The sequence below is a fragment of the Nocardia sp. NBC_00508 genome (genome assembly GCF_036346875.1).
Classification (GTDB): domain Bacteria; phylum Actinomycetota; class Actinomycetes; order Mycobacteriales; family Mycobacteriaceae; genus Nocardia.
The window spans coordinates 5565804-5591515 of record NZ_CP107852.1 but is presented as its reverse complement, the minus strand read 5'-3'; the positions used below and the strand labels follow the sequence as shown (position 1 = coordinate 5591515).

Sequence of the window (25712 nt, the reverse complement as noted above, 5' to 3'; positions counted from 1 at the left end):
CGTGAGACATACGTCAATCCCGTCTGGGGGCTGCACACCGGGTGTCCGGTAAGGGATGATCGTTGACGTGAGCGATACGGAAACCGTCAAGCAACAGCCGTTGCTTCCCATGCCACCTCCGGCGGCGACACCCCTGGCCGCCGACTCGTCGGCGCAACGGTTGCCACGTGATCGCTACCTCAATCGCGAACTGAGCTGGCTCGACTTCAACGCCCGGGTGCTCGCCCTCGCCGAGGACGCCTCGCTTCCGTTGCTGGAACGCACGAAGTTCCTCGCGATCTTCGCGTCCAATCTCGACGAGTTCTACATGGTGCGGGTGGCGGGCCTGAAACGGCGCGCCGAGACCGGTCTGCTCGTGCGCTCGGCCGACGGCCGCTCCCCCGGCGAGCAACTGGAGCTGATCGCCGCGCGCACCCAGGAGATCGCGGTGCGGCATGCAGGCGTTTTCCTCGACAGCGTGCTGCCCGCGCTGACCGCCGAGGGCATCGCGATCATCGACTGGAACGATCTGGACGACGACGAACGCCAGCGGCTCTCGAGCCACTTCCAGGATCAGGTGTTCCCGGTCCTCACGCCGCTCGCGGTGGACCCGGCGCACCCCTTCCCCTACATCAGCGGGCTGAGCCTCAATCTCGCCGTGACGGTGAAGGATTCCACCACCGGCGGCGAGCATTTCGCCCGCGTCAAGGTGCCCGACAACGTCGACCGGTTCGTCCGCGTGCGCCGCACCGAATCCGGCTCCCCCATCGCGGCATTCCTGCCGATGGAGGCGCTGATCGCCGCGCACCTGGACCTGCTGTTCCCGGGCATGGACGTAGTGGAGCAACACTCGTTCCGGATCACCCGCAACGCCGACTTCGAGGTCGACGAGGACCGCGACGAGGACCTGCTCCAAGCGCTGGAACGCGAACTGGCCCGGCGCCGGTTCGGTTCGCCGGTGCGCCTGGAGGTCTCCGACGACATGACCGAGCACATGCTCGACCTGCTGCTGCGCGAGCTGGATGTCGACCCCGCCGACGTGCTCCAGGTGCCCGGCCTGCTCGATCTGTCCTGCCTCTGGCAGGTGTACGGCGTGGACCGGCCGAATCTGAAGGACATCCCGTACGTCCCGGCGACGCCGCCCGCGTTCGGCGAGCGGGAGACGCCGCGCAACGTGTTCGCGGCGCTGCGCGAGGGCGACGTGCTCGTGCACCACCCCTACGACTCGTTCTCCACCAGCGTGCAGCGGTTCATCGAACAGGCCGCCGCCGACCCGCAGGTGCTGGCGATCAAGCAGACGCTCTACCGCACCTCCGGCGATTCCCCGATCGTCAACGCGCTCATCGACGCCGCCGAGGCGGGCAAGCAGGTCGTCGCCCTGGTGGAGATCAAGGCGCGCTTCGACGAGCAGGCCAACATCAAATGGGCGCGCGCGCTGGAGCAGGCGGGCGTGCACGTGGTGTACGGCCTCATCGGCCTCAAGACGCACTGCAAGACCTGCCTGGTGGTGCGCCGCGAGGGCGCGACCATCCGCCGCTACTGCCACATCGGGACCGGCAACTACAACCCGAAGACCGCCCGCCTCTACGAGGACGTCGGATTGCTCACCGCCGCACCGGAAATCGGCGCCGACCTGACCGATCTGTTCAATTCGCTGACCGGTTACTCGCGAAAAGAGCGCTACCGCAATCTGCTTGTCGCCCCGCAAAGCGTCCGCTCGGGCATCATCGAGCGCGTCCAGCGCGAAACCGATCTGGCCGCCCAAGGGCAGGCCGCCCGAATCCGCCTGAAGGCCAACGCGATCGTCGACGAGGAGATCATCGACGCGCTGTATCGGGCCTCGCAAGCGGGCGTGCCGGTGCAGATCGTGGTGCGCGGTATCTCCGCGCTCCGCCCCGGCGTGCCGGACATGAGCGAGAACATCGAGGTACGCTCGATCCTGGGTCGGTTCCTGGAGCACTCGCGCATTCTGCACTTCCAGGCGCAGGACGAGTACTGGATCGGCAGCGCCGACATGATGCACCGCAACCTGGATCGCAGGGTCGAGGTGATGGCCCAGGTGAAAGATCCGCGGCTGACCGAGCAACTCGGCGACGTGTTCGATTCGGCGCTCTCGCCGACCACGCGCTGCTGGGTGCTGCAGCCCGACGGCACCTGGCGGGCCTCGCCGGGGACGACCGGAGACGGCGACAAGATCCGAGACCACCAGGAGTTTCTGATGCGGCTGCGGAGACCCGAGCAGCAGTGAGCGCTGAAGCAGGATTCGAACACCGAGGGGGCCCGTTCTGGGATCCCCGCGTCACGGCCAATATCCGAGCCGCGGGAGCGGTGCTGTGGCGGACGTCCGCGCAGGGAACGGTGGAGATCGCGGTCGTCCATCGCCCCAAGTACGGGGACTGGTCCCTGCCGAAAGGAAAGCTGGACCCGGGCGAGACCCCGGTGCTGGCCGCGGTCCGCGAGGTCCGCGAGGAGACCGGGCTGGAGAGCAGGCTCGGTCGCTACCTCGGATACGTGACCTACCCGATTCCGGGCCATCGCAGGTTGAAACGGGTCGACTACTGGGCCGCCGAAGTGGTGGGCGGCGAGTTCGCGGCCAACTCCGAGGTGGACGTGCTCAACTGGCACCCGCTGGACCGCGTGATGGACCAGCTGTCGTATCCGATGGACCGCCAAGTGGTGCGCGCCTTCACCCGCCTGCCCGCGCGCACCAGCACCCTGCTGCTGGTGCGGCACGCGAAAGCAGGCCGCAGAGACCGCTTCAGCGGACCCGACGAACAGCGCCCGCTCGATCGCGAGGGCAAGGAACAGGCGCAGGCGTTGGTGCCGAATCTCCTGGCGTTCAAGGCATCCGAGATCTATTCGGCCGATCCGCTGCGGTGTGTGGAGTCGATGATGCCGTTGGCCGAGCATCTCGACGCCGAAATCGCTATCGAGCCATTGTTTTCCGAGTCCGGCTACGCCGCCGCCACCGACGAGGCCCGTGAGCGATTCCGAACCCTGGTGTCGGACAAGACTGTTCGCGTCGTCTGCAGCCAGGGCAAGGTGATCCCGGACCTGCTGGAATGGCTGGCCGGACAAGACGGCGTCGCGCTGCAGTCGGCGCGCAACCGCAAGGGCAGCGTGTGGGTGCTGTCGTTCGTCGGGCGGCGCTTGGTGGCCGCCGACCATCTGGACCGATCGCTGTCGGCCTCCGTCGTGAAAGCCTGACGGCTCGACGGCCTACCGCCGCGCCTCGGCGAGCACGCGCCCCCCTGCCGACTCCTATTGCTTACGGACATCCGAAAACGGCCCCGGGTGTTTCCCGGGGCCGTCTCGACGTTGAGGCGAATGGGCCCTGTCTTCGGGGCCGCACATTCGGCGCCGATCCGGCGGTGGCTCGGGATCAGCGGGCGCGACGAGCCGGAGCCTTCTTGGCCGCGGTCTTCTTCGCAGGCGCCTTCTTGGCGACGGTCTTCTTGGCGGCGGTGGTCTTCTTGGCCGCCGTGGCCTTGGTGGCCGTCTTCTTGGCCGGAGCCTTCTTCGCGACCGCGGTCTTCTTCGCGGGCGTCTTCTTGGCCGCGGTCTTGCGAGCGGTGGTCTTTGCCGGGGCCTTGGCGGCGGCCTTGCGCGCCGTGGTCTTGGCGGGCGCCTTGGTCGGGGTCGCCTTCTTCGCAGCGGCCTTGCGCGCCGTCTTCTTGGCTGCCGCCTTCTTAGCGGCCACCGGCGCACCCACCCCGCGCTTGACGGCGGGGCCGGTCGCGGCCAACTTCTGCTTACCCGCGATCACCGCCTTGAACTGAGCGCCAGGACGAAACGCGGGCACCGATGTGGGCTTAACCTTCACGGTTTCGCCGGTGCGCGGGTTCCTGGCGACTCGAGCCGCACGCTTACGCTGTTCGAACACACCGAATCCGGTGATTGTGACGCTCTGACCCTTGTGCACCGCGCGCACGATGGTGTCGACCACATGCTCGACTGCCGCGGTGGCCGTGCGCCTGTCCGTACCCAACTTTTCGGTCAGAACGTCGATCAGTTCCGCCTTGTTCATTGAATCCTCCGCAGACTAATGGCCCGTCGTCGGACCGACTAGGTACCACGGTAAACCCACTTTGGGCAAGAGTCTATGTGCCACGCCAAAATTCATGTGGTTTAGCACACGTCCAGCTACCGCCACCAAGTCTGGCCAGCTAACCGCCGAGGGTGATTACGTCTGCGAAATATGTGCCGGGAGGGTGGCGGGTTTCCATGTTGGCCTTGCCTTTTCGAACCGGTCGATGGCGTCCTCCCGCCGCAGAGTGAGCCCGATGTCGTCCAATCCTTCGAGCAGACGCCACCTGGTGTAGTCATCAATATCGAACGGCAACACGACGGTTCCAGCCGCCACAGTGCGCGCCCCGAGGTCCACAACCAATTCCAAGCCGGGCTGTTCCTCGAGCAACTTCCAGAGCATTTCGACATCGTTCTGTGACATCTGAGCGGCCACCAGACCGCCCTTACCGGCATTGCCGCGGAAGATGTCGGCGAACCGGGACGAGATGACCACCCGAAAGCCGTAGTCCGACAGCGCCCAAACGGCGTGCTCACGCGAGGATCCGGTACCGAAATCCGGGCCCGCCACCAGCACACTACCCCTGTTGTATGGCTCGATGTTGAGAATGAAGTCGGGATCGGTGCGCCATGCGGCGAACAACCCGTCCTCGAATCCCGTACGAGTCACCCGCTTCAGGTAGACGGCGGGGATGATCTGATCGGTATCGACATTGGAGCGGCGCATCGGCACCCCGATGCCCTTGTGCACGGTGAACGCTTCCATAATGAATCTCCTGGGTTTGATTGAGGGAATCGGGGCCGGTCAGTTCAGATCCGCAGGCGAGGACAGGGTTCCGCGGACCGCCGTCGCGGCCGCTACGAGGGGAGAAACCAGGTGCGTACGGCCGCCTTTGCCCTGCCTTCCTTCGAAGTTGCGGTTCGAGGTGGAGGCACAACGCTGGCCGGGTTCGAGCTGGTCCGGATTCATTCCCAGGCACATTGAGCAGCCCGCCTGCCGCCATTCGGCGCCCGCCGCGGTGAAAATCTCACCCAGTCCTTCTTTTTCCGCCTGTGCGCGAACCCGCATCGACCCCGGTACAACCAACATTCGCACCCCGTCGGCGACATGACGTCCCTTCAAAATCCCGGCCACCGCACGCAAATCCTCAATGCGTCCGTTGGTGCACGAACCGACGAATACGGTGTCGATCGGCACTTCCCGAAGTGGAGTACCCGGCTCCAAGTCCATGTAACGCAGCGCTTTCTCCGCGGACTCGCGGGCCACCTCGTCGGCGATCGCGGCGGGGTCCGGCACCGCCTCGCCCAGCGGGGCGCCCTGGCCCGGATTGGTGCCCCAGGTGACGAACGGGGACAGCGCGGAGGCGTCGATATGCACCTCGGCGTCGAAAGCCGCGCCCTCGTCCGTCTTCAGCGCCTCCCAGGCGGCCACCGCTGCATCCCAGTCGGCGCCCTGCGGCGCGTGCGGCCGCCCCCTGAGGAATTCGTAGGTCGTCTCGTCCGGCGCGATCATGCCGGCCCGAGCGCCCGCCTCGATGGACATGTTGCAGATCGTCATTCGGGCCTCCATGGACATGGCCCGGATGGCCTCGCCCCGATACTCCAGGACGTAGCCCTGGCCGCCGCCGGTGCCGATCTTCGCGATGACGGCCAGGATCAGGTCCTTGCTCGTCACGCCGGGGGGCATGGCGCCGTCCACGGTGATTGCCATCGTCTTGAACGGCTGCAACGAGAGGGTCTGGGTGGCAAGCACATGCTCGACCTCGGAGGTGCCGATACCCATGGCCAGCGCGCCGAACGCGCCGTGCGTCGAGGTGTGGCTGTCACCGCAGACCACGGTCGTCCCCGGTTGGGTCAGGCCGAGCTGCGGCCCGACCACGTGCACGATGCCCTGGTCCAGGTCGCCCATGGGATGCAGCCGCACACCGAATTCCGCGCAGTTGTGCCGCAGCGTCTCCACCTGGGTGCGCGAAACCGGGTCGGCGATCGGCTTGTCGATATCGATCGTCGGCACGTTGTGGTCCTCGGTCGCGATCGTGAGATCCGGCCGGCGCACAGGTCTGCCCGCGGCGCGCAGTCCGTCGAAGGCCTGCGGACTGGTCACCTCGTGGACGAGGTGCAGGTCGATGTAGATCAGGTCCGGCTCGCGCGAGGCACCCTCACCCTCTCCGCGAGCGACGACATGCTGGTCCCATACCTTCTCGGCCAGCGTGCGCGGTTCGGCCATGGTTGATCACCTTTCGGACGAAGCAGCCGTTCCGCGATCTGGACTTCGACGCGGCGACAGTTGCACAAGTTGGGATAGCTACGCCTGGTCGGAACGCTGATGACCGGAATCCGCACTGGTGGATTTATCAACATCCGAGACGCTAGTATCGTTCTATGAGACAGCATAGCGGCATCGGCGTCCTCGACAAAGCAGTGGCGGTCCTGTATGCCGTAGCCGAGCACCCCTCCGGTCTCAACGAGCTGTGCGCGCGCACCGGCCTGCCCCGCGCCACCGCACACCGTCTCGCCGTCGGGTTGGAGGTGCATCGCTTACTCGCCCGCGACAGCAACGGGACGTGGCGGCCCGGGCCCGCCCTCGCCGAGCTCGCGACCAGCGCCAACGATCCGCTGCTCGAGGCCGCGTCGGCCATTCTGCCCCGCCTGCGCGAGATCACCGGCGAAAGCGTCCAGCTCTATTGCCGCGACGGCAACGCGCGCGTGTGCGTCGCGGCGCTGGAACCCCCGGTGGGCCTACGCGACACCGTTCCGGTCGGAGCGCGGCTGCCGCTCGCCGCCGGCTCGGCGGCCAAAGTACTGCTGGCCTGGGCCGACCCGGAATTGCAGCGCACCATCCTGGCCGACGCGGTATTCGGCGAGCGCGCGCTGGCCGAGGTGCGCAAGCGCGGCTGGGCGCAGAGCGCCGCCGAGCGCGCGGCCGGTGTGGCAAGCGTTTCCGCGCCGGTGCGCGACGCCGGGGGCACCGTGGTCGCGGCCGTGTCGGTGTCGGGCCCGATCGACCGGATGGGCCGCAGGCCGGGCGCCCGCTGGGCGGCGGATCTGGTCGCGGCCGCCGAGGCATTGCACAAGCGCCTGTAACACGTTTCAATCCGGATTCTCTAGAGTTGGCCCATGGGAGTCAACCAACGGGCACAGATCGTGATGTCCGACACCGAGATCACCGAGTTCCTGGAGCGCAGCCGAATCGCGACGCTGGCGACCATCGGCCCCACGGGCACGCCGCACCAGACCGCCATGTGGTACGCGCTCATCGGCGGCGAGATCTGGTTCGAGACGAAGGCCAAGTCGCAGAAGGCGGTGAACTTGCGGCGCGATCCGCGCGTCTGCTGCCTGGTCGAGGCGGGTGATACCTACGACCAGCTGCGGGGCGTGTCGATCGAAGGCCGAGCCGAGATCGTCGAGGACGCCGAGAAACTCTTCGCCGTCGGCGTGAGCGTCTGGGAGCGCTACACCGGCCCGTACAGTGCGGAGGTGCGCCCCATGGTGGAGTCCATGCTGAACAAACGGGTCGCCGTCCGCGTCGTGCCCGAGCGCACGCGCAGCTGGGATCACCGCAAGCTCGGCCTTCCGCGCATGCCACTCGGCGGGACCACCGCACACGCGCTGGACTGAACAGAGCACGCTCGGGCGACACGACGCGCCCGAAATCCAACTGACACAACCACCTCGCACGGGATATTTTCGAGGTGTTCGACATGAATCGGCCGGGCATCAGCGCCCGCGAGGACGCGCTGCGCGGCCGCGACGACGAGGAGCAGGCGATGGCGGATTCGGATAAGTCCAATGGCTCCGACGAGGTGAAGCGCAAATTCCGGGAGGCACTGGAGCGCAAGAACCAGCAGCACGCCCGCGCGGCCGACCACCTCGACGGACGGTCCAAGGCGTCCGCGACACATGGCACGGCAGCCCACAAGCGGGAATTCCGGCGCAAGAGCGGGTAGTCCGCGAACAAGCCGAAGGCCCTCCAGCAAGATCGCTGGAGGGCCTTTCGTTTCGCGCCGTACCGCGGCGAGCTGTAGGCCGCCCAGCCCCCACCAGACGGGGCAAAACCAACTCCGCACCCGCCCACTCACCCACCAGGCGGGGCGAAGCCCTCGCCGGGGGTCCGGGGGCGAAGCCCTCCGGGCGGGGCGTGGGGGTTGCACCCCCACAAAACATAGCGAAACGAGAAAGGCCCACGCTCTGTGTGAGCATGGGTCTTCCACTTGTGTAGCCCCGACGGGATTCGAACCCGCGCTACCGCCTTGAGAGGGCGGCGTCCTAGGCCGCTAGACGACGGGGCCAGGACTGCTTCTCGCTACCGCGAGGAGCGCCGTGGTGATCTTTCGATCAGGAGGCTCGGCTAGCTTAACCGGCCGAAGCCCGGCGACCAAATCGCCGGTTGCTGTCATGATTTCGGCCGCGAACCGAAGTCGAACAACACACTCCGCTGGGGTACCAGGACTCGAACCTAGAATGGCTGAACCAGAATCAGCTGTGTTGCCAATTACACCATACCCCAATGACCAGGTCGTCCCGCCTCGCGTCTGGATGACTCGAGACCGTGTTCCGGGCCGAGAAGAAGAGTACCAAACGGCTACCGGTCTACTACAAATCGCCTGGTCAAAGCCACATTTTCGGCGCTGGGCCGCTGCCTCGCCCTCGCTGGGCCGCTGCCTCGCCCTTCACCCGGCCCAGCGCAGGCCGAGGACAGCCTGCCTCCGACTGCGCCCTCAGGACGACGCGTGGTCCGGTGCGGTCCAACTCAGCGCCGAGCCCAGCCGCTCCAGAGTTACGTCACGGCCGAGCAGTTCCAGCGACTCGTACAGCGGCGGGCTGATATGCGATCCGGTCACCGCGACTCGCACCGGCGCGAAGGCTTTGCGCGGTTTGAGTCCCAGATCATCGATCAGCGCCTTTTTCAGCGCCTCTTCGATCGCCGCGGTAGTCCACTCCGTCAACGGCGTCAACGCGGTAATAGCGGCCTGCAATACCTCGGTGGCATCGGTACCGAGATTCTTGGCGCCCGCGGCGGGGTCGATCGCGAACTCATCCGCCGGTGCGAACAAGAAACGCAACAGTTCCCAGGCGTCCGCCAACACCACGATCCTGGTCTGCACGAGCCCGGCCGCCGCGGTGAAGACCTTCTCATCGATTTCCGCGCCGATATGGCCGTGTTCGGTGAGATACTCCCGAAGCCGGTGGGTGAAATCGCCCGGCTCCAGCAATCGGATGTGTTCGGCGTTGAGCGCGTCCGCCTTCTTCTGGTCGAATCGGGCCGGGTTCGAATTCACTTTCGAAATATCGAAGGCTTCGACCATCTCCGCCATCGTGAATACGTCCCGGTCCTCGGAGAGGCCCCAGCCGAGTAGCGCGAGATAATTCAGCAAACCCTCGGGGATGAATCCTCGGTCGCGGTGGGCGAACAGATTGGACTCCGGATCACGCTTGGACAACTTCTTGTTGCCCTGCCCCATGACGAAGGGCAGATGACCGAACTCCGGCGTGAAATCGGTTACCCCGATCCGGCGCAGCGCGCCATACAGCGCCAGCTGTCGCGGGGTCGAGGAGAGCAGGTCCTCACCGCGCAGCACGTGGGTGATCCGCATCAGCGCGTCATCGACCGGGTTGACCAGGGTGTACAGCGGGTCGCCGTTGCCGCGGGTGAGCGCGAAGTCCGGGACGGAGCCCGCCTTGAAGGTGGTCTCGCCGCGCACCAGATCGTGCCAGGAAAGGTCCTCGTCGGGCATGCGCAGCCGGATCACGGCAGGGCGCCCCGCGACTCGGTACTCCTCGATTTGCTCGGGCGTCAGGTCGCGGTCGTAGTTGTCGTAACCGAGCTTCGGATCGCGTCCAGCAGCCTGGTGGCGAGCCTCGACTTCCTCTGGCGTGGAAAACGATTCATACGCCTCCCCGGACTCCAGCAAACGCTGAACCACGTCCAGATGGAGATCTTTTCGCTGTGACTGGCGATACGGTTCATAGGGCCCACCGACCTCGGGGCCCTCGTCCCAAGTCAGGCCGAGCCAGCGCAGTGCGTCGATAATCGCCCGGTAGGACTCCTCGGAATCGCGTGCGACATCGGTGTCTTCGATACGAAAGACGAATGTGCCACCGTGATGGCGGGCGTAGGCCCAGTTGAACAGCGCCGTCCGGATCAGGCCGACGTGCGGTGTTCCGGTCGGCGACGGGCAGAATCGGACCCGTACTTCAGTCATGGCTCTCTTTCGATCAGCGTTTGGCGGCAACGGGATTGGTGAGCGTTCCGATGCCATCGATGGTCACCGACACCTGCTGCCCGTCCGTCATCGGGCCGACGCCCTCCGGGGTGCCGGTGAGGATGACGTCACCGGGCAGCAGCGTCATCACGGTGGTGACCCACTCGATCAGCTTCGGAATGTCGTGCAGCAGAAGCGAAGTGCGGCTGCGTTGCCGCACCTCGCCGCCGAGCTCGGTGACGATCTCCAGATCCGAAGGGTCCATGGAGGTTTCGATCCACGGACCCAGCGGGCAGAACGTGTCGTAGCCCTTCGCCCTGGTCCACTGGCCGTCGTGGCGCTGCTGGTCGCGGGCGGTCACGTCGTTGGCGACGGTATAGCCGAGGACGACGTCCAGCGCGCGGGCGGCGGGCACCTCCTTGCACGGGCGGCCGATGACGACGGCGAGCTCTCCTTCGTAGTCGACCTGAGAGGCGCTGGGCGGCAGGATGATCGGGGCGTTCGGACCGACGATCGCGGTGTTCGGCTTGAGGAAGATGACCGGGTCTTCGGGTGCGGGACCGCCCATCTCGGCGGCGTGAGCGGCATAGTTCTTGCCCACGCAGACCACCTTGCTGGCCAGGATCGGGGCAAGCAACCGCACGTCGGCCAGCGGCCAGCTCCGGCCGGTGAACGTCGGTGTGCCGAACGGGTGTTCCGCGATCTCCTTGGCGATCGCCGACCCCGCCCCATTCCGGCCCGCGCTGTCACTTACGTCGCCTTCGATGCTGACGAAGGCGACCCCATCGGGACTGGCAACTCGACCTAGACGCATGCCCGGCAGTCTATCGACCTATCGCCACCTGCCCGAACGCGCCCGACCGAGTGGTACGGAAATATCGGGCCGGTCGCGGCGACCGCGCTGTGAGCAGTCCGACATCCGCAGCCGTCGATGCGCGCCGCCACCCAGGTGTACGGTGAGCCGGGAAGTTCACAAAGTGGGAAGACAATCCCAAATATTGAGATACTGAGGTGAGGCCGATGACGACCGCGATCCAGATCGACGAGGTTCGGCGCTGGTCCATGCTCGGCCTCGGCGTCTTCGCACAAGCCTCCAGCTCGATCTTCATCCACGGTGTCCCGTTCTTGCTTCCCGCGCTGACCGACCGCGGCATGCCGCTGGCTACCGCGGGCCTGCTGGTGGCCATGCCGACCATTGGGCTGGTGTGCACGCTCATCGCGTGGGGCTACGTGGTCGACCGGATCGGCGAGCGCAAGGTGCTGGTCGGCGGCCCGCTGCTGATGCTGGCGGCGGGATGCGCCGCGGCGGCGACCACCGACGACATCACTTTGGGCACGCTGCTGTTCCTCGGCGGCGTCGGCGCGGCAAGTACCAACGGCGCCAGCGGCCGGGTGATCGTCGGCTGGTTCCCACCGCATCGGCGGGGGCTGGCGATGGGTATCCGGCAGACCGCGCAGCCGCTCGGCGTCGGCGTCGCCGCGTTGGCGATTCCCGCGGTGGCCGCTGCGCACGGTGTGCCCGCGGCTATCCTGGTCCCGGCGCTCATGGCGGGCCTGGCGGCCCTGGGCTGCCTGACCGGCATCGTCGACCCGCCGCGCCCGGCGGCTTCCGCGGCCGATCCGGCCTTGCGCGCCAACCCTTATCGCGACGCCACGCTGTGGCGCATCCATCTGGTCTCGGTGCTGCTGGTCGTCCCGCAGGGCACCGTGTGGACGTTCGCGCTGCTGTGGCTGCACCGCGACGTCGGTTGGTCACTGGCCGCCGCGGGCGCGCTGGTGACGGTCACCCAGATTCTCGGCGCGCTCGGCCGCATCGGCGCGGGCGCGTGGTCGGATCGGGTCGGTAGCCGGATGGGCCCGCTTCGCACGGTCGCCGCTGCCGCCGTGCTCGCGATGGCGGGGCTGGCCCTGACCGCGTGGACCCACTGGTGGTGGGCCGCCATCCCGCTGCTGATCGCCGCATCGGTGATCACCGTCTCCGACAACGGATTGGCCTTCACCGCGGTCGCCGAAATGGCGGGCCCCTACTGGAGCGGCCGCGGCCTCGGCATCCAGAACACCGGGCAGAACCTGGCCATGGCCGCCATCCCTCCGGTATCCGGCGCCCTCATCACCGCAAGCGGCTTCCCCGCCGCCTTCCTGCTCGCGGCCGCCGCAGCGGCAGCCGCAGCCCCACTGGTACCCGCCGACCCGAAATAGCCTCTCCCGCAATATCTCCCGGCTAGGCGGGACCTTCGTGCGTCGCTGTCAGACGCTGGCAGCGATGCGGTCGCCGATCTCCACCGTCGACGCGGAGCCGGAGCGGGACGCGAGGTCCTTGGCGACGGCCGACTCGATGCGGGTGGCCGCCTCGGTGTCGCCGAGGTGGTTGAGCAGTAGCGACACCGAGAGGATCGCGGCAGTCGGGTCGGCCTTGGACTGGCCCGCGATATCGGGGGCGCTGCCGTGCACCGGCTCGAACATGCTCGGGTTCGTCCCGGAGGCGTCGATATTGCCGCTCGCGGCCAGGCCGATGCCGCCGCTCACGGCGGCGGCCAGGTCGGTGATGATGTCGCCGAAGAGGTTGTCGGTGACGATCACGTCGAACCGGCCCGGATCGTTGACCAGGTGGATGGTCGCCGCGTCGATGTGCTGGTAAGCCGTTGTGACATCGGGGAACTCGGCCGCGACCTCGTCCACGGTGCGCTGCCAGAGCGAGCCGGCGAAGGTGAGCACATTGTTCTTGTGCACCAGCGTGAGGTGCTTGCGCCGGGTCTGCGCCTTTGCGAAGGCGTAGCGCACCACGCGCTCGATGCCGAACCGGGTGTTGGTGCTGACCTCGGTCGCCACCTCGTGCGGGGTGCCGACGCGGATCGCGCCGCCGGTGCCGGTGTAGGGGCCCTCGGTGCCTTCGCGCACCACCACGAAGTCGATGTCGGGGTTGCCCGACAGCGGGCTGGTCACGCCGGGGAACAGTTTGGACGGCCGCAGGTTCACGTGGTGATCCAGCGCGAACCGGGTGCGCAGCAGCAGGCCGCGTTCCAGCACGCCGCTGGGCACCGACGGATCGCCGATCGCGCCGAGCAGGATCGCGTCGTGCTGCTTCAGCTCGGGCAGCACCGAGTCCGGCAGGATCTCGCCGGTCGCGTGGTAGCGCCGCGCGCCGAGATCGTATTCGGTCTTCTCGACACCGGGCACGACCACGTCGAGCACCTTGAGCGCCTCGGCGATGACCTCGGGCCCGATCCCGTCACCCGGGATGACAGCAAGCTTCATGACAAATGCTCCGTTCGATATTTGCCGGTCACGGCCGCCACGATGTGCGACCCATGGGTTCGACCGTCGGGATGAGCACGACATTCCGGTCCGGTGACTGCAGCACCGTCACGGTACTCGGCACGACCGGACGGTCGAGAACTGGGCGGCGGACACCGGCGCGCCGTGCATACACGTGTGCCGAGCGGCGCGGCCAGCCAACCCGACCGACCGAGGGTCGGCCTCCTGGGTCGACAGACGCGGATCCCGCACCGATCGACAGACGCGGATCCCGCACCGATCGACAGACGCGGATCCCGCACCGATCGACAGACGCGGATCCCGCACCGATCGACAGACGCGGATCCCGCACCGATCGACAGACGCGGATCCCGCACCGATCGACAGACGACGCCGTGCACGATTCCTCGTGCACGGCGTCGGTCCCCCGCTATTAAGGCGTGATCCCCGATCCGATCAGAACAGATCGACCAGGACGATCTTGGCCGCGCCGACCGACTCGGCGATCGCGGACTGCACGTCGGCGGGCACCTCACGGGCGACCCGCAGCACCACGGTCGCGCCTTCCTTGTCCACGTCCTGGGTCAGCTGCGCGGCCAGGATGTCGATCCCGGCCTCACCGAGCTTGGTGCCGATCTTGCCCAGCGCGCCCGGCCTGTCCTCGTAGTTCAGGATGGCCAGGTTCAGGCCCTCGGCGCGCATGTCGTAGTTGCGGCCGTTGATGTTGACGATCTTCTCCACCAGCTGCGGCTCGGTCAGCGTGCCTGCCACGTTCAGGGTGGAGCCATCGCCGAAGACGGCGCGCAGATCGACCACGCTGCGGTGGCTCGAGCTCTCCGACGCCGTGGAGACCTGGGTGCTGATCCCGCGGTCCTTGGCCAGTGCGGGCGCGTTGACAAAGGTGACCTGGTCCTCGACGTGCGCGGAGAAGATGCCGCGCAGCGCGGACAGCTCCAGCACGCCGACCTCCTGCGCGGCCAGCTCGCCGCGCACCTGGACCTCGACGCTGACCGGCAGCTCATTGGACAGCGCGCCGAGCAGGGCGCCCTGCTTGCGCACGATGTCCAGCCACGGCGCGACCTCTTCGCTGACGGTGCCGCCGGTGACGTTCACCGCGCCGGGCACGAACTCCCCGGCCAAGGCCAGCAGCACCGACTTGGCGACGTCGGTGCCCGCGCGGTCCTGGGCTTCGGCGGTGGAGGCGCCCAGGTGCGGGGTCACGACGACCTGCGGCAGCCCGAACAGCGGGCTGTCGGTGCACGGCTCGGTCGCGAAGACGTCCAGGCCCGCGGCGCGCACGTGACCGGACTCGATCGCCTCGGCCAGCGCGGCCTCGTCGACCAGGCCACCGCGGGCGGCGTTGACGATGATCACGCCCGGCTTGGTCTTGGCGATGGCGTCCTTGCCGATGAGGCCCTTGGTCTCCGGGGTCTTCGGCAGGTGGATCGAGATCAGGTCGGCGCGCTCGAGCAGGTCGTCCAGGGTCAGCAGCTCGATGCCGAGCTGCGCGGCGCGCGCCGGCGACACGTACGGGTCGTAGGCGACGATCTTGGTCTCGAAGGCGGCCAGGCGCGCGGCGAACAGCTGGCCGATGCGGCCGAGGCCGACCACGCCGACGGTCTTGCCGAAGATCTCCACACCGTTGAACTTGCTGCGCTGCCAGGTTCGCTCGCGCAGGGTGGCGTCCGCGGCCGGAATCTGGCGCGCGGCGGCCAGCAGCAGGGTGACCGCGTGCTCGGCGGCGGTGTGGATGTTCGAAGTCGGTGCGTTGACGACCATGACGCCGCGCTCGGTGGCGGCGGGCACGTCGACGTTGTCCAGGCCGACGCCCGCGCGGGCGACAATCTTCAGGTTCTTCCCGGCTTCCAGGACCTCGGCGTCGACCGTGGTCGCCGAGCGCACGAGCAGCGCGTCGGCTTCCGGCACCGCGGCCAGCAGCGCCGGCCGGTCGGGACCGTCGACCCACCGAACCTCGACACCGTCACCGAGCGCGTCGACGGTCGACTGGGCGAGCTTGTCGGCGATCAGAACTACAGGACGGCCTGCTTGGCTCACGTGGGTTACTCCTGGGGACAAGGGATCGGCAATTATCGCCGACCAGCTTAGTGCGCGCGGATTCCGCGGCTCCTACCACCTGGTAGGCGGCCGTCTTCAGTCGCGCCGCTGGCAAAAATATGAAGACCGGTCTACAGTCGCAGCATGGGCGTGAAAGGCAGCGAGACCCGCGGCAAACTGGTCGACGCGACGCGGACACTGGTGGAACGGCACGGCTACTACGGCGCGGGCCTCAACCAGATCCTCGCGGCCAGCGGCGCGCCGCGGGGCTCGTTGTACTTCCACTTCCCCGGCGGCAAGGACGAATTGGTCGCGGCGGCGATCGCCCGAGCGGGCAAGGACATCGCGACGCTGATCGACACCATCGAGCCCGGGGACACCGCCGCGGCTGCGACCAGGCTGCTGAGGGCGTTCGGCGATCGCCTGGAAGAGTCCGGCTGGCAGCAAGGCTGCCCGGTCGCCACGGTCGCCTTGGACGTCGCCGCCGCGAACGACCCGATCCAAGCCGAGTGCGCCGCCGCCTACGCGGCATGGGAGGAGGCGCTGCGTATCCGGCTGCGAGCGGACGGCCGCGACGACGCGGACGACCTGGCGGCCGCGGTGCTCGCGATGGTCGAAGGCGCGCTGCTGCTCGCTCGCGCACAACGCAGCCGCGAACCACTGGAACGGGTGGAGCGCACCCTGCGCCACCTGATCTGAACCGCATAACCACACACCCCGGACCGCATCCGCAGGGCTACAAAATATGTAGACCGGTCCAGTAAGGAGCATCTCATGTCCGACAGCATCGTGTTCGGCGCCGCGGGGTTCCTCGGCCGCAACGCGGTCGCCCGCTTGCTCGCGCAGGGGCATTCCGTCGTCGCCGCCTTGCGGCCCGGTAGCGAGGAGCGGCTCACCGGCTGGTTGCGCAGACGCGGGGTGGAGGCGAGCGGACTGGAGATCGTCGCGTGCGATGTCACCGCGCCGGACCTCGGCCTGCCCGCCGAGTTCGACCCGTCCGGCATCCGCGACGTGTACAACTGCGCCGCCCGCTTCGCCTTCGGACTCGCGCCCGAGGACGCGTACGCGGTCAATGTCACCGGGGCGCTGCGCGTGCTCGACTGGGCGGCCGCCCTGCCCGGCCTACGGCGCGTCGTGCACATCACGGGATACCGGATCACCGTCGAGGAATCCGGGGAACAGCATTACGAGAATGGCGCGTATGGCGCGTCCAAGTTCGAATCGGACCCGCTGCTGCGGCGTCGCGCGGCCGAACTCGGTGTGGCACTGAGCATCGCGAACCCGAGCAGCGTGATCGGGCCGGGCCAATACGTCGGGCTGTCGAGCGTGGTCGAGGACCTATGGAATGGCAAGCTCGGGGCCATTCCAGGCGGCGCGGAGACTTTCGTGCCGATCGTCGACCTGGATTACTTCACCGATTTCCTGATCAGACTGCCCGCCCTCCCTGACACCGCAGGCCGGTCCTATACGGTCCTCGACGATCGAACCCCGGTGCTGCCCAAGATGATTCGGTTGCTGGCCGACTATCTGGGGGTCCGCGCGCCGCGTTTCTCGATTCCTGTCGGTGTCATCTCGAAGCTTCCCCGCGCGTTGACCGGCGCCGATCCGGAGACGATGACCTTCATTGCCGACGACCGCTATGACACGTCCGCGGCGGAGGAGGTCGCGCGACGCGCGGGTCTCAGCATGCCCCCGACCGAGGCGACCGTTCTCGCCTGGGCCGATCATCTCGTGGCCAGCCGTTTCGGAGCGGTGGCGGACGATCCGACCGCCGGATTCGACCATGGTGTCTGGGTGAGCGGCGAACGCGAACGTCCGGCATACGTCTTGGTGCACGGCCTTCCACTGGACGGTGAGTCCTGGAACGCGGTGCGCGCCGAGTTGGACGCACCAAGTCTCACCATCGACCTTCCCGGGCTCGGACGTTCGGCGCCCGGCGACATCGATGCGGCGCTGCCTCGGTTGCTCGCCTCGGTACATTCTCGGCCAGTGCTGGTGGGCCATTCGCTGGGCTGCGGACCGGTCCTTCGATACGCGGCCGAACATCCGGAGCGGATCTCCGGTGTGGTCCTGGTGGCGCCCGCGTTCTTGCAACCGCGGGCAGGGATGCTGCTGCGCTCGCCGCTGATGACGATCGCACTGCGCCGAATCTCGGCCGCCGCCTTGGCGAAACGGCTCGGGACGCCCGAGAGTGCGGCGATCACGAGCGCCGCGGCGAATCTGCGCAGGCCCGGTGTCGCCGCACGAACCATCGGCGCCCTGCGTCGCGCGAGCAGCTCCGCACAGCGCCAGGAGTTGCGCACGTCGCTCGACCGGGTCGAAGTGCCGGTGCGAATCGTCACCGGTGCCACGGATCCGGTCGTCATTCCGACATCGAGGGAATCGATCTCGATCGAGGGCACTGGGCACTACCCGCAGCTGACCCATCCGGAGCAGCTTGCGGCCGACCTCGCCCGGATGTCCACCGTCGGCACTCGCCACTGACCCTCGCTCGAGCGTGTGTCGCCGAAGCGGGCTCAGCTCGCGCGAACGTCCGCAGCCATACCGCGGGCGCTCTCGCGCGAACGCCTGTGCCATCGCAGGGCGGCGTACCTCGCACAGCGGCGGGCCCCCGCACCAGAGCCTGGTGCGGGGGCCCGCTCGATCGCGCCGTCCGTCGGCGCGAAGCCCGGTCGACGCTCCTCGACCGTCACGTCGGTCAGCGGCCGCCGAAGGAGCCCGTCCACAGGGTGTCGACAAGACCGTGCAGCGCGGCGCCGAGCGTGTTGAAAAGACCGTTCACGGCAGCACTACCGGTGTCGATGATAACGGGGATCATGAAATACCTCTTCCTCGAAAACATAATCCAGTCGAACTGGCTGACATGGGGCACATCGAAAGCCGGACGAGGACAGTTACGGAATTCGAATATTTCGTGATGCGGACCACGTAGCACAGCGATTGTGAAGCACGACACTGTAGTTCAGGGCGATACGCTGCACTTTTAGTCGTTTGACCAGGTCAGAGCAGGTGCTTCGACCACATGATTTCCACGGCTGATGGACATTCGTAAGAGAATTCTGAGAAATTCCTGCACACCCGATCCTCAAAAAATAGGAGGCAGCTATCCCATTCGGGCAGACAATCAAAGATAGAGCTACCGAATAACTGCAATCAGGATCGTGTCCAGCCCCGTGAATAGCGGCGCCAGGTCGGCGCCGACAACCGGGGCCGGAGCCGGATTCGAGCTACCGGGGCAGGCGCCGTCGATGGTGACCGCCCGCACACTCGCCGGGGGCTCGCCCCCCGGTCAGCTGGCGCCGAACTTCTCCGCCATGTAGTCGGCACTGAACTGGTCGGCGTACTCCTGGCCCGGCGGGACCTCGGTGATCACGTCGATCAGGACACCGCTGGGGTCGGCGACGATGAAGTGACGCTGGCCGAATTCCTCGGTACGGATATCCAGTTCAGCCTGCAGGCCGCCCTGCGTCACCAGGCGTTCCCATTCCGCATCGACGTCATCGACCTCGAAGTTCAACAGCAACCCCTGCACCGGCTTACGGAAGGCCGTCGGCACCGTCGGGTGGGTGTGGTCCAGCAGAGCCAGCTCGTAAGCGGGCTCATCGACGCCACCCGGCCTGCGCAGGCTGATGTACCAGTCGGCTTCGAAGGTGATCTCGAAGCCGAACCAGGTGGTGTAGAAGTCCCGCGACTCCGCGAGCCGGGTGGTGCAGACGACGGGGTAGAAGCTGCCGAGTTTCATGTCCCAACCTTTCACATACCGATGGAATGTAAAGTAGGCTAGTTCACATACTTTCGGTACGTCAACAGGAGAATCCGCGATGCCGAGCACCTTGCGCGCCAAACAGCGCGAAGAGACGCGCCGGGCCCTGCTGCACACAAGCCGACGCCTATTCGCGGCAAAAGGCTATGGCGCCGTTGGTCTCTCGGAGATCGTCGCGGCCACCGGCGTGACCAAAGGCGCGCTGTACCACAACTTCGACAGCAAGGCCGCGCTGTTCCGAGCGGTGCTCGGCCAGGTGCAACAGGAGGTCGGCGAGCGGATCGCCGCGGCCGCGGCAGCCCAGTCCGACGCCTGGTCCCAGCTGGTGGCGGGCTGCGAGACCTTTCTCACCACCTGCACCGCTCCGGAGATTCAGCGGATCATGCTCGTGGACGGCCCCGCAGTGCTCGGCTGGCACGAATGGCGAGCCCTGGACGAAGCCAATTCCGCCCGCCATCTGCGCGAGGCGCTACATCTGCTGGTCGAGGAAGGCGTGCTGGCGCCACAGCCGATCGAACCGCTGACCCACCTGCTGTCCGGCGCGATGAACGAGGCGGCGCTCTGGCTCGCCTCGACTGACGACCCGGAAGCGCTCGCCGAAACCGTCACCGCACTGCACCGCCTGCTCAACGCGCTGCGCGCCCGGTCGGCGTGAGGGTATCGGCTCAGGAGAAACGCTGCGCCACATATGATTCGAATCGCTCCAGCTTCGTCCACGTCGGCCGGTTCGGCGGCGGCCGCGCTCCGCGCGGGAAACCCTCCGAACAGGGGAAAGGCCCCGCACCGTCGGGGGTGCGGGGCCTTTCGAAAGCTAAGTCGCGATCAGAGAACGCGGACGTCCTGGGCCTGCGGACCCTTCTGTCCCTGGCCGATCTCGAACTCCACGCGCTGCCCCTCATCGAGGGACCGGAAACCCGCGCCGCTCACAGCCGAGTAATGCACGAAGACGTCGGGTCCCCCGCCGTCTTGCGCGATGAAGCCGAAGCCCTTCTCGCTGTTGAACCACTTCACAATGCCTTGAGCCATTTCATACTTTCTGTAGACGAGCCAGGTGTGTTCATCGATATGTCCCGGTCTCGTAGATCAACGATGCCATGATCCGACGAATTACTCACGTTTTGTTCCACCAACTGTGAGCTAACGCTCACGACTACGCCTCGACTACGCCTCGCTGGCGCTCGGCTCCGTCGTGCGCGAGTGCGCGCTGTGTCCTCGGTTCACCCACTCACGCTACGCCTCGCTGGCGGCCTGCGTCTTCACCTCCCATGCTCGGTCGGTACCCGATCCGGACTTTTCCGGAACAGCACTCGGGTACCTCGCACTACTCGCCGGATGGGCCCGCCGCCGTCTTCGACGAGCACACCCCGATCGCATGGGCCACCGCGCCCGGCACTTTTGTCTACGCGGCTCGACACCGGTCTTCTGGTACCAGTTCCGTTGTGCCCCAACGGGTTACAGCCTACAGTACGCAGACTCCGACAGTTCAGCCTACGTCGGGCGGCGGCGGGACGCACCATTCGTTAAGTTCTGTTCACGGGCCCAGATAGCGCAGCTGGCGCGGTTTCGTTTCGTCGTAGGCGACCCGGCCCGGCAAGTGCTCCGGCACGCCGACCTCCCACCAGGCGCCCGCCTCGGTCCACGCCGACGGCTGCGTCCGCACCACGAGCACGGCCGGACGGGATTCGGCACCGGCAGCGGCACGCGCCCGCACGTAGGCGTCGCGGAACTCGTCCAGGTCGGCGGCGGTGAAGACGGAACAGCCCAGGGCAGCGGCGTGGGCGGCGAAGTCCACACGGGGCGGATGTTCCCGGGTGGTGCGGCAATTCGCGTAGAAGTTGTTGAACGGCGCGCCCCCTTGGCCTTCTTGCAGGCGGGCGATCACGGCGTAGCCGTCGTTGTCGCAGACCACGGCGACAAACGGGTGTCCGGCGAAGGCCGCCGAGAACAATTCGGAGTTCAGCATCAAGTAGGAGCCGTCCCCGAGCAGCGTCGTCACCACGCCGTCGGTATGCGCCATGGCCGCGCCCCAGGCGCCCGCGAGTTCGTAGCCCATGCAGGAGAAGCCATACTCCACGTCCATGGTGGGTGCGCCGCCCGGCGCGCGCCAGCCGCCGACGAGTTCGCCGGGCAGCCCGCCGGAGGCCGTCATCACATAGTCGCTCGGACCGCTCAGGTCGTTCACCACGCCTACGACCTGCGCATAGGTCGGTATACCCGGGGTCGGTGCACGCAGTTTGTCGATGTGCGCGTCCCAGGTGCCGCGCAGCGCCGCGGCTCGCGCCGACCACTCCGGATCGGCCCGCCTCTCCCCCAGCTGGTCGGCCAGCTCACGCACGCTGACGGCGGCGTCGCCGACCACCGCGAGGGCGCCGTGCTTGACGGCGTCGAACCGCGCCACGTTGATCGTCACCAAGCGCACGTCCGGCGCGAAGACGGTCCAGGACGCGGTGGTGAAATCCTGCAATCGGGTCCCGACCGCGAGGACCAGGTCGGCCTCGGACGCCATCGCGTTCGCCGACGCCGAGCCGGTGATGCCGAGCGGCCCCGTGTACATCGGATGGTCGTGCGGCACGAGCGTGCGGCCCGCGGTGGTCTCCGCGACCGGTATGCCATGACGCTCGGCGAAATCCAGCACGGTGCGCCCGGCGCCCGAATAGCGGACGCCGCCGCCCAGCACCAGCAGTGGACGCCGAGCGGCGCGCACCATGGCGGCAGCGTCGGCGAGGGCACGCTGATCGGGGCGAGGCCGCGGCAGGCGATGCACGACCGGGGCGAAGAGCGTATCGGGGAAGTCGTAACTCTCGGCCTGGACATCCTGCGGCAGCGCAAGGACGACGGGACCGGCGTCTGCCGGATCGGTGAGGACCCGAACCGCCTGGGGCAGGGTGGATATCAGCTGTTCCGGGCGAGTGATGCGGTCGAAATACCGGCTCACCGCGCGGAACGCGTCGTTCACCGTGACGGTGGCGTCGCCGAAGTGCTCGACCTGTTGCAGCACCGGGTCGGGCGCGCGGCCGGTGAAGGTGTCGCCCGGAAGCAACAGCAGCGGAAGACGATTCGCGTGCGCGACGCCCGCGGCCGTCACCATGTTCAGCGCACCGGGACCGATCGACGACGTCGCGACGCCGACCTGGCGCCGGTGCGTGGCCTTGGCATAGCCGACGGCCGCGAGCGCCATCCCCTCCTCGGTGTGCCCACGCCAGAGCGGGAGTTCGTCGCGCCGCTCGTGCAGCGCCGTACCGAGGCCGAGCACGTTGCCGTGCCCGAAGATCCCGAAAACGGCGGGGAACAGCGGCACCTCACGGCCGTCGAGTGTTTCCGAGCGCTGGGCGACCAGCCAGGCCACCAGCGCCTGCGCTGCGGTCGATTTCATCCGATCCGTCCTTCGTGAGTGGTGACCGGGCAGCGGGGGTCGATCGATTCGGCGTCCCATCGCGTGCGCACCCAGCTGTGCGCCGGGTCGTCGCAGAAAGCCATCGACCGCTCGGGCGCGGGACCGGCCAGCACGTTGAGGTAGTACATGGGGTAGCCGGGCGCGGCGATGCACGGCCCGTGGTAGCCGTACGGGATCAGGAAGACATCACCGTCGCGGACGGCGACGTTCTCGTCCAGGGTGCCGTCGGCCGTGTAGATCCGGTGCATGCCGAATCCCTCCCGCGAGGGGGTGATCCCGTCGCGTCCGGCGATGCGGAAGTAGTAGATCTCCTCGTTGACGACCTCGCAGTCGCTCGCCTCGTCGTGCTTGTGCGGCGGATAGGACGACCAGTTGCCGTCCGGGGTGATCAGCTCGCAGGCGTTGAGTTTGTCCGCGTGTTCCCACACGCCGGGGACTCCGAAGTTGGTGACCTGCCGCGTCGCACGTCCCGCGCCGCGAACTTCGACCGGAACCTGTTCCGCCGGACCGTACCTCGGCTCCAGACGTGTCGCGCATCGCGCCATCGGCAGTGCCACCTCCAGGTCGCCGCCGTCGGCGACCAATTCCACCTCGGCGTCCCGGGGGACGTAGGCGAAGTCCGTCACCCGGGTGAAGACCGATTCCCGCCCAGCCAGCACGAACGTCCCACCGTCCACGCGCACCGTGCACGCCCCGGCCAGGGGCAGGACGAACGCTTCGAACTCGCCCGTCCGCACGGTTCGCGACCTGCCCGCACCGATCCGCAGCATGCGCAGTCCGGCATAGGTCCATCCAGCGTCCTCGGGAGTCAGCCGGATCGGGTCGCCGTCGCGGGACAGCGTTCCCTCGGGCCGATGCAGTGTCATCGCGCCTCCTCCGTGCCCGGTCCGCGAGCACCGGCGGTCCGGTCGATCCGCCAGGCGGACCCCACCGGCCGCCTGCCAGACGTTGTGCTGCTCCTCGATGCCTCGGCCGCCGCCGCCGCCTTGTTCCGAGCGCTTATCCGGCACTGCGGACCATCGCCGCGTAGGGCGGACCGGGGTCGTCGCCCAGCCCGATCCGGCTTCTTCGACAGCCGATCGTCGGACATCGCCCGAGACGACCTAGGCGCCCTACGGATACCGCCGGGTGGCCCAACGACGTGCCGGGCGGCGATCGTGCGGCTCATCTGGCCTCCTTCAGCAGGCGGGCCGCGGCGTCCACCGCCTGGGCGACGTCGCCGTCCGGCGGATACAGCAGGGTGCGTCCGATCACGAGACCCCGCGCCACATCGTGACCGAGCGCGCCGCCCCACAATCCGCGATCCACGGACGGGTCTCCGGAAGGCGCGCCGCCGAGCACGAGCACCGGCAGGGTGGTCGCGTCCAGCACCGATGTATCGGCCGGGGCCGGGATCTTCAGCCAGGTGTAGGCCGAGGTGACGCCGAGACCGGAAGCCACCGTGATCGCCCTGGACAGCGACAGCGCGTCCTTGCTCATGACCAGCGCGCCGGAGTCGTCCCGGTGGTAGGGCAACGGTTCGACCATTGCCATCAGCCCGTGCGCCGCCAGCTCCGAGACCGCCTGCGCGCAGGCTTGTAGCGTCGGCACCGTGCCCGCGTCGGAATCGACCAGGCGCAGCAGCATCTTGCCGCCGTCGAGCCGGAAGCGCACCAGGGATTCGGCGTCGTAGCCGGTGAAGCGGTCGTCGATCTCCCATTCCGCGCCCGCGAGTCCGCCGCGATTCATCGACCCGATCACGACCTTGTCGTCCAGCGCGTCCAGCAGCAGCAGTTCCTCCACCACGTCCGGCGAGCCGAGCACGCCGTCGACGTCCGGGTTGGCCAACGCGATCAGCAGCCGTTCCAGCAACGTGCGCCGGTCGGCCATCGCCGTCCGGTCCTCGCCGACGCCGAGGGCGCCGCGGGCGGGATGATCCGCAGCGACCAGGAACAGCGTCTGCTTGCCCGCCAGCAGGGATGGACGGCGCGCCCGCTTCGCATAGGCCCGCTCGACCGCGGCGGGGTCCGTCGCCCGGACGCGCAGCAGTTCGCGCCAGCGTTCGTCGGTCAGATACATAGCAGCTCCTCCGTTTCACGTCCGGTCGCGCGCCGGTTCAACCGCACAGCAGTTCCTCGATTTCCTCACTCGTGGGCATCGCGTCGGCGCAGGCGAGACGCGCGGCCACCAGTGCGCCCGCCGCGTTGGCGTAGGTGGCGATGCGTCGCGGGTCCCAGTCCGAGAGCAGGCCATGGATCAGCGCCCCGCCGAATCCGTCGCCCGCGCCGAGTCCGCACACCACCTCCACGCGGCACGGCGGCACCGTCCAGCGCTCGGAGTCGGTGGCCACCAACACTCCGTCGGCGCCCTGCTTGATCACCGCGAGGCGTACACCGCGCGCGAGCAACCGGTCGGCCGCCACATCCGGATCCGCGGTGCCCACCGCCACCTGGACTTCGGCGCGGTTGCCGACCACCACGTTCACGTGGTCGAGCATCCAGCCGATCTCGGCCCGCGCGGTGTCGACGTCGGGCCAGAACATCGGACGGTAGTCCAGATCGAGCACGGTGTGCCCGCGTCGCGCGCGCCGCAGCAGGATCTCGCGCTGTGTGCCGCGGCCCGGTTCGGCGCTCACGCCGGTACCCGTGACCCACAGCAGGGGCACGGAAGCCACCACGTCCCAGGGCACTTCCTCGGGGGTGATGGTGAGATCCGGCGCGATCGGCGCTCGATAGAACAGCAGCGGCGGATCGGCGGGCGGCGTGAGCTCGCAGAACACCACCGGGGTCTGCAGGTCCGGCGCGGTCGTCACGTAACGGGAAGAGACGCCGAAATCCTCCAGCGCGGTCCGCACGAAATCGCCGAAGCCGTCGGGGCCCACTTTGGTGAGTACCGCCGAGCGCCTGCCGAGCCGGGCGGCGGCCACGGCGACATTGGTCGCGGTGCCGCCCAGGAACTTCGCGAAGCTGCGCACCTGCGCCAACGCGACACCGCTCTGTTCCGGATACAGATCCACCCCGACCCGGCCGATGGTCAGCGCCTCCAGCTCGGTCACGAG

22 protein-coding genes and 2 tRNA genes are annotated in these 25712 nt (G+C 67.8%); 9 read left to right on the top strand and 15 right to left on the bottom strand.

The window, feature by feature from the left end; all coding sequences use genetic code 11:
- Positions 1-55: 55 nt before the first annotated feature.
- Positions 56-2227, top strand: a complete 2172-nt coding sequence (locus tag OHA40_RS24935; protein ID WP_330229307.1) for an RNA degradosome polyphosphate kinase — start codon at positions 56-58, stop codon at positions 2225-2227.
- Positions 2224-3186: an NUDIX hydrolase gene (locus tag OHA40_RS24930; protein WP_330229306.1), complete on the top strand. Its 963-nt coding sequence runs from the start codon at positions 2224-2226 to the stop codon at positions 3184-3186. The genes OHA40_RS24935 and OHA40_RS24930 overlap by 4 nt, the downstream gene beginning before the upstream one ends.
- Positions 3187-3361: 175 nt before the next feature.
- Here OHA40_RS24930 and OHA40_RS24925 read toward each other — a convergent pair whose 3' ends face one another.
- The 3 genes from OHA40_RS24925 to leuC form a co-directional block, all read right to left on the bottom strand.
- Positions 3362-4006, bottom strand: coding sequence for an HU family DNA-binding protein (locus OHA40_RS24925; protein WP_330229305.1), 645 nt, complete (start codon positions 4004-4006; stop codon positions 3362-3364).
- 156 nt (positions 4007-4162) lie between these two features.
- Positions 4163-4771 (bottom strand): 3-isopropylmalate dehydratase small subunit, encoded by a 609-nt coding sequence (gene leuD, locus OHA40_RS24920; RefSeq protein WP_330229304.1) that lies wholly within the window; start codon positions 4769-4771, stop codon positions 4163-4165.
- Positions 4772-4810: 39 nt separating this feature from the next.
- Complete coding sequence (gene leuC, locus OHA40_RS24915) at positions 4811-6232, bottom strand: 3-isopropylmalate dehydratase large subunit (RefSeq protein WP_330229303.1); 1422 nt, start codon at positions 6230-6232, stop codon at positions 4811-4813.
- A gap of 155 nt (positions 6233-6387) precedes the next feature.
- Here leuC and OHA40_RS24910 point away from each other — a divergent pair, with 155 nt between their 5' ends.
- The 3 genes from OHA40_RS24910 to OHA40_RS24900 all read left to right on the top strand — a co-directional run bounded on the left by OHA40_RS24910 (position 6388) and on the right by OHA40_RS24900 (position 7952).
- Complete coding sequence (locus OHA40_RS24910; protein ID WP_330229302.1) at positions 6388-7089, top strand: IclR family transcriptional regulator; 702 nt, start codon at positions 6388-6390, stop codon at positions 7087-7089.
- A gap of 33 nt (positions 7090-7122) precedes the next feature.
- Entirely contained in the window at positions 7123-7623 is a 501-nt protein-coding gene (locus tag OHA40_RS24905) for a pyridoxamine 5'-phosphate oxidase family protein (RefSeq protein WP_330229301.1), read from the top strand.
- A gap of 83 nt (positions 7624-7706) precedes the next feature.
- Entirely contained in the window at positions 7707-7952 is a 246-nt protein-coding gene (locus tag OHA40_RS24900) for a DUF5302 domain-containing protein (protein ID WP_442943810.1), read from the top strand.
- Between the two features lie 269 nt (positions 7953-8221).
- Here OHA40_RS24900 and OHA40_RS24895 read toward each other — a convergent pair.
- The 4 genes from OHA40_RS24895 to OHA40_RS24880 all read right to left on the bottom strand — a co-directional run bounded on the left by OHA40_RS24895 (position 8222) and on the right by OHA40_RS24880 (position 11022).
- Positions 8222-8294: transfer RNA gene (locus tag OHA40_RS24895), tRNA-Glu, on the bottom strand.
- Between the two features lie 146 nt (positions 8295-8440).
- Positions 8441-8512, bottom strand: a tRNA-Gln gene (locus OHA40_RS24890).
- A 211-nt stretch (positions 8513-8723) separates the two neighbouring features.
- A complete protein-coding gene (gene gltX / locus OHA40_RS24885; RefSeq protein WP_330229300.1) occupies positions 8724-10208 on the bottom strand; it encodes a glutamate--tRNA ligase in 1485 nt (494 codons plus the stop codon).
- Positions 10209-10221: 13 nt separating this feature from the next.
- A complete protein-coding gene (locus tag OHA40_RS24880; RefSeq protein WP_330229299.1) occupies positions 10222-11022 on the bottom strand; it encodes a fumarylacetoacetate hydrolase family protein in 801 nt (266 codons plus the stop codon).
- Positions 11023-11228: 206 nt separating this feature from the next.
- Between OHA40_RS24880 and OHA40_RS24875 the strand changes: the two genes are divergently transcribed.
- Positions 11229-12407, top strand: coding sequence for an MFS transporter (locus tag OHA40_RS24875; protein WP_330229298.1), 1179 nt, complete (start codon positions 11229-11231; stop codon positions 12405-12407).
- 48 nt (positions 12408-12455) lie between these two features.
- On the opposite strand, the gene OHA40_RS24870 is transcribed toward OHA40_RS24875, so the two are convergent.
- Both OHA40_RS24870 and serA read right to left on the bottom strand, forming a co-directional pair.
- The gene (locus OHA40_RS24870) at positions 12456-13463 is read right to left on the bottom strand and encodes a 3-isopropylmalate dehydrogenase (protein ID WP_330229297.1); all 1008 of its coding nucleotides are present in this window, start codon (positions 13461-13463) and stop codon (positions 12456-12458) included.
- Between the two features lie 456 nt (positions 13464-13919).
- Positions 13920-15518, bottom strand: a complete 1599-nt coding sequence (gene serA, locus OHA40_RS24865; RefSeq protein ID WP_330229296.1) for a phosphoglycerate dehydrogenase — start codon at positions 15516-15518, stop codon at positions 13920-13922.
- A 144-nt stretch (positions 15519-15662) separates the two neighbouring features.
- Here serA and OHA40_RS24860 point away from each other — a divergent pair, with 144 nt between their 5' ends.
- Together OHA40_RS24860 and OHA40_RS24855 are read left to right on the top strand one after the other, a co-directional pair.
- The gene (locus tag OHA40_RS24860) at positions 15663-16217 is read left to right on the top strand and encodes a TetR/AcrR family transcriptional regulator (protein ID WP_330229295.1); all 555 of its coding nucleotides are present in this window, start codon (positions 15663-15665) and stop codon (positions 16215-16217) included.
- Between the two features lie 75 nt (positions 16218-16292).
- A complete protein-coding gene (locus OHA40_RS24855) occupies positions 16293-18002 on the top strand; it encodes an alpha/beta fold hydrolase (RefSeq protein WP_330229294.1) in 1710 nt (569 codons plus the stop codon).
- Between the two features lie 805 nt (positions 18003-18807).
- Here OHA40_RS24855 and OHA40_RS24850 read toward each other — a convergent pair.
- Complete coding sequence (locus OHA40_RS24850; RefSeq protein WP_330229293.1) at positions 18808-19260, bottom strand: VOC family protein; 453 nt, start codon at positions 19258-19260, stop codon at positions 18808-18810.
- A gap of 79 nt (positions 19261-19339) precedes the next feature.
- Here OHA40_RS24850 and OHA40_RS24845 point away from each other — a divergent pair, with 79 nt between their 5' ends.
- Complete coding sequence (locus OHA40_RS24845; protein WP_330229292.1) at positions 19340-19936, top strand: TetR/AcrR family transcriptional regulator; 597 nt, start codon at positions 19340-19342, stop codon at positions 19934-19936.
- A 167-nt stretch (positions 19937-20103) separates the two neighbouring features.
- On the opposite strand, the gene OHA40_RS24840 is transcribed toward OHA40_RS24845, so the two are convergent.
- From OHA40_RS24840 to iolC, 5 genes are all read right to left on the bottom strand, one after another.
- Positions 20104-20307 (bottom strand): cold-shock protein, encoded by a 204-nt coding sequence (locus OHA40_RS24840; RefSeq protein ID WP_054814460.1) that lies wholly within the window; start codon positions 20305-20307, stop codon positions 20104-20106.
- A gap of 505 nt (positions 20308-20812) precedes the next feature.
- On the bottom strand, positions 20813-22654 hold the full coding sequence (gene iolD / locus OHA40_RS24835; RefSeq protein WP_330229291.1) for a 3D-(3,5/4)-trihydroxycyclohexane-1,2-dione acylhydrolase (decyclizing): 1842 nt from the start codon (positions 22652-22654) through the stop codon (positions 20813-20815).
- Positions 22651-23541 (bottom strand): 5-deoxy-glucuronate isomerase, encoded by an 891-nt coding sequence (gene iolB, locus OHA40_RS24830; RefSeq protein ID WP_330229290.1) that lies wholly within the window; start codon positions 23539-23541, stop codon positions 22651-22653. The genes iolD and iolB overlap by 4 nt, the downstream gene beginning before the upstream one ends.
- A gap of 298 nt (positions 23542-23839) precedes the next feature.
- Positions 23840-24733 carry a Cgl0159 family (beta/alpha)8-fold protein gene (locus OHA40_RS24825; RefSeq protein WP_330229289.1) on the bottom strand — a complete coding sequence of 298 codons (894 nt, stop codon included), beginning with the start codon at positions 24731-24733 and terminating at the stop codon, positions 23840-23842.
- 37 nt (positions 24734-24770) lie between these two features.
- A complete protein-coding gene (iolC, locus tag OHA40_RS24820; protein ID WP_330229288.1) occupies positions 24771-25709 on the bottom strand; it encodes a 5-dehydro-2-deoxygluconokinase in 939 nt (312 codons plus the stop codon).
- Positions 25710-25712: the final 3 nt, after the last annotated feature.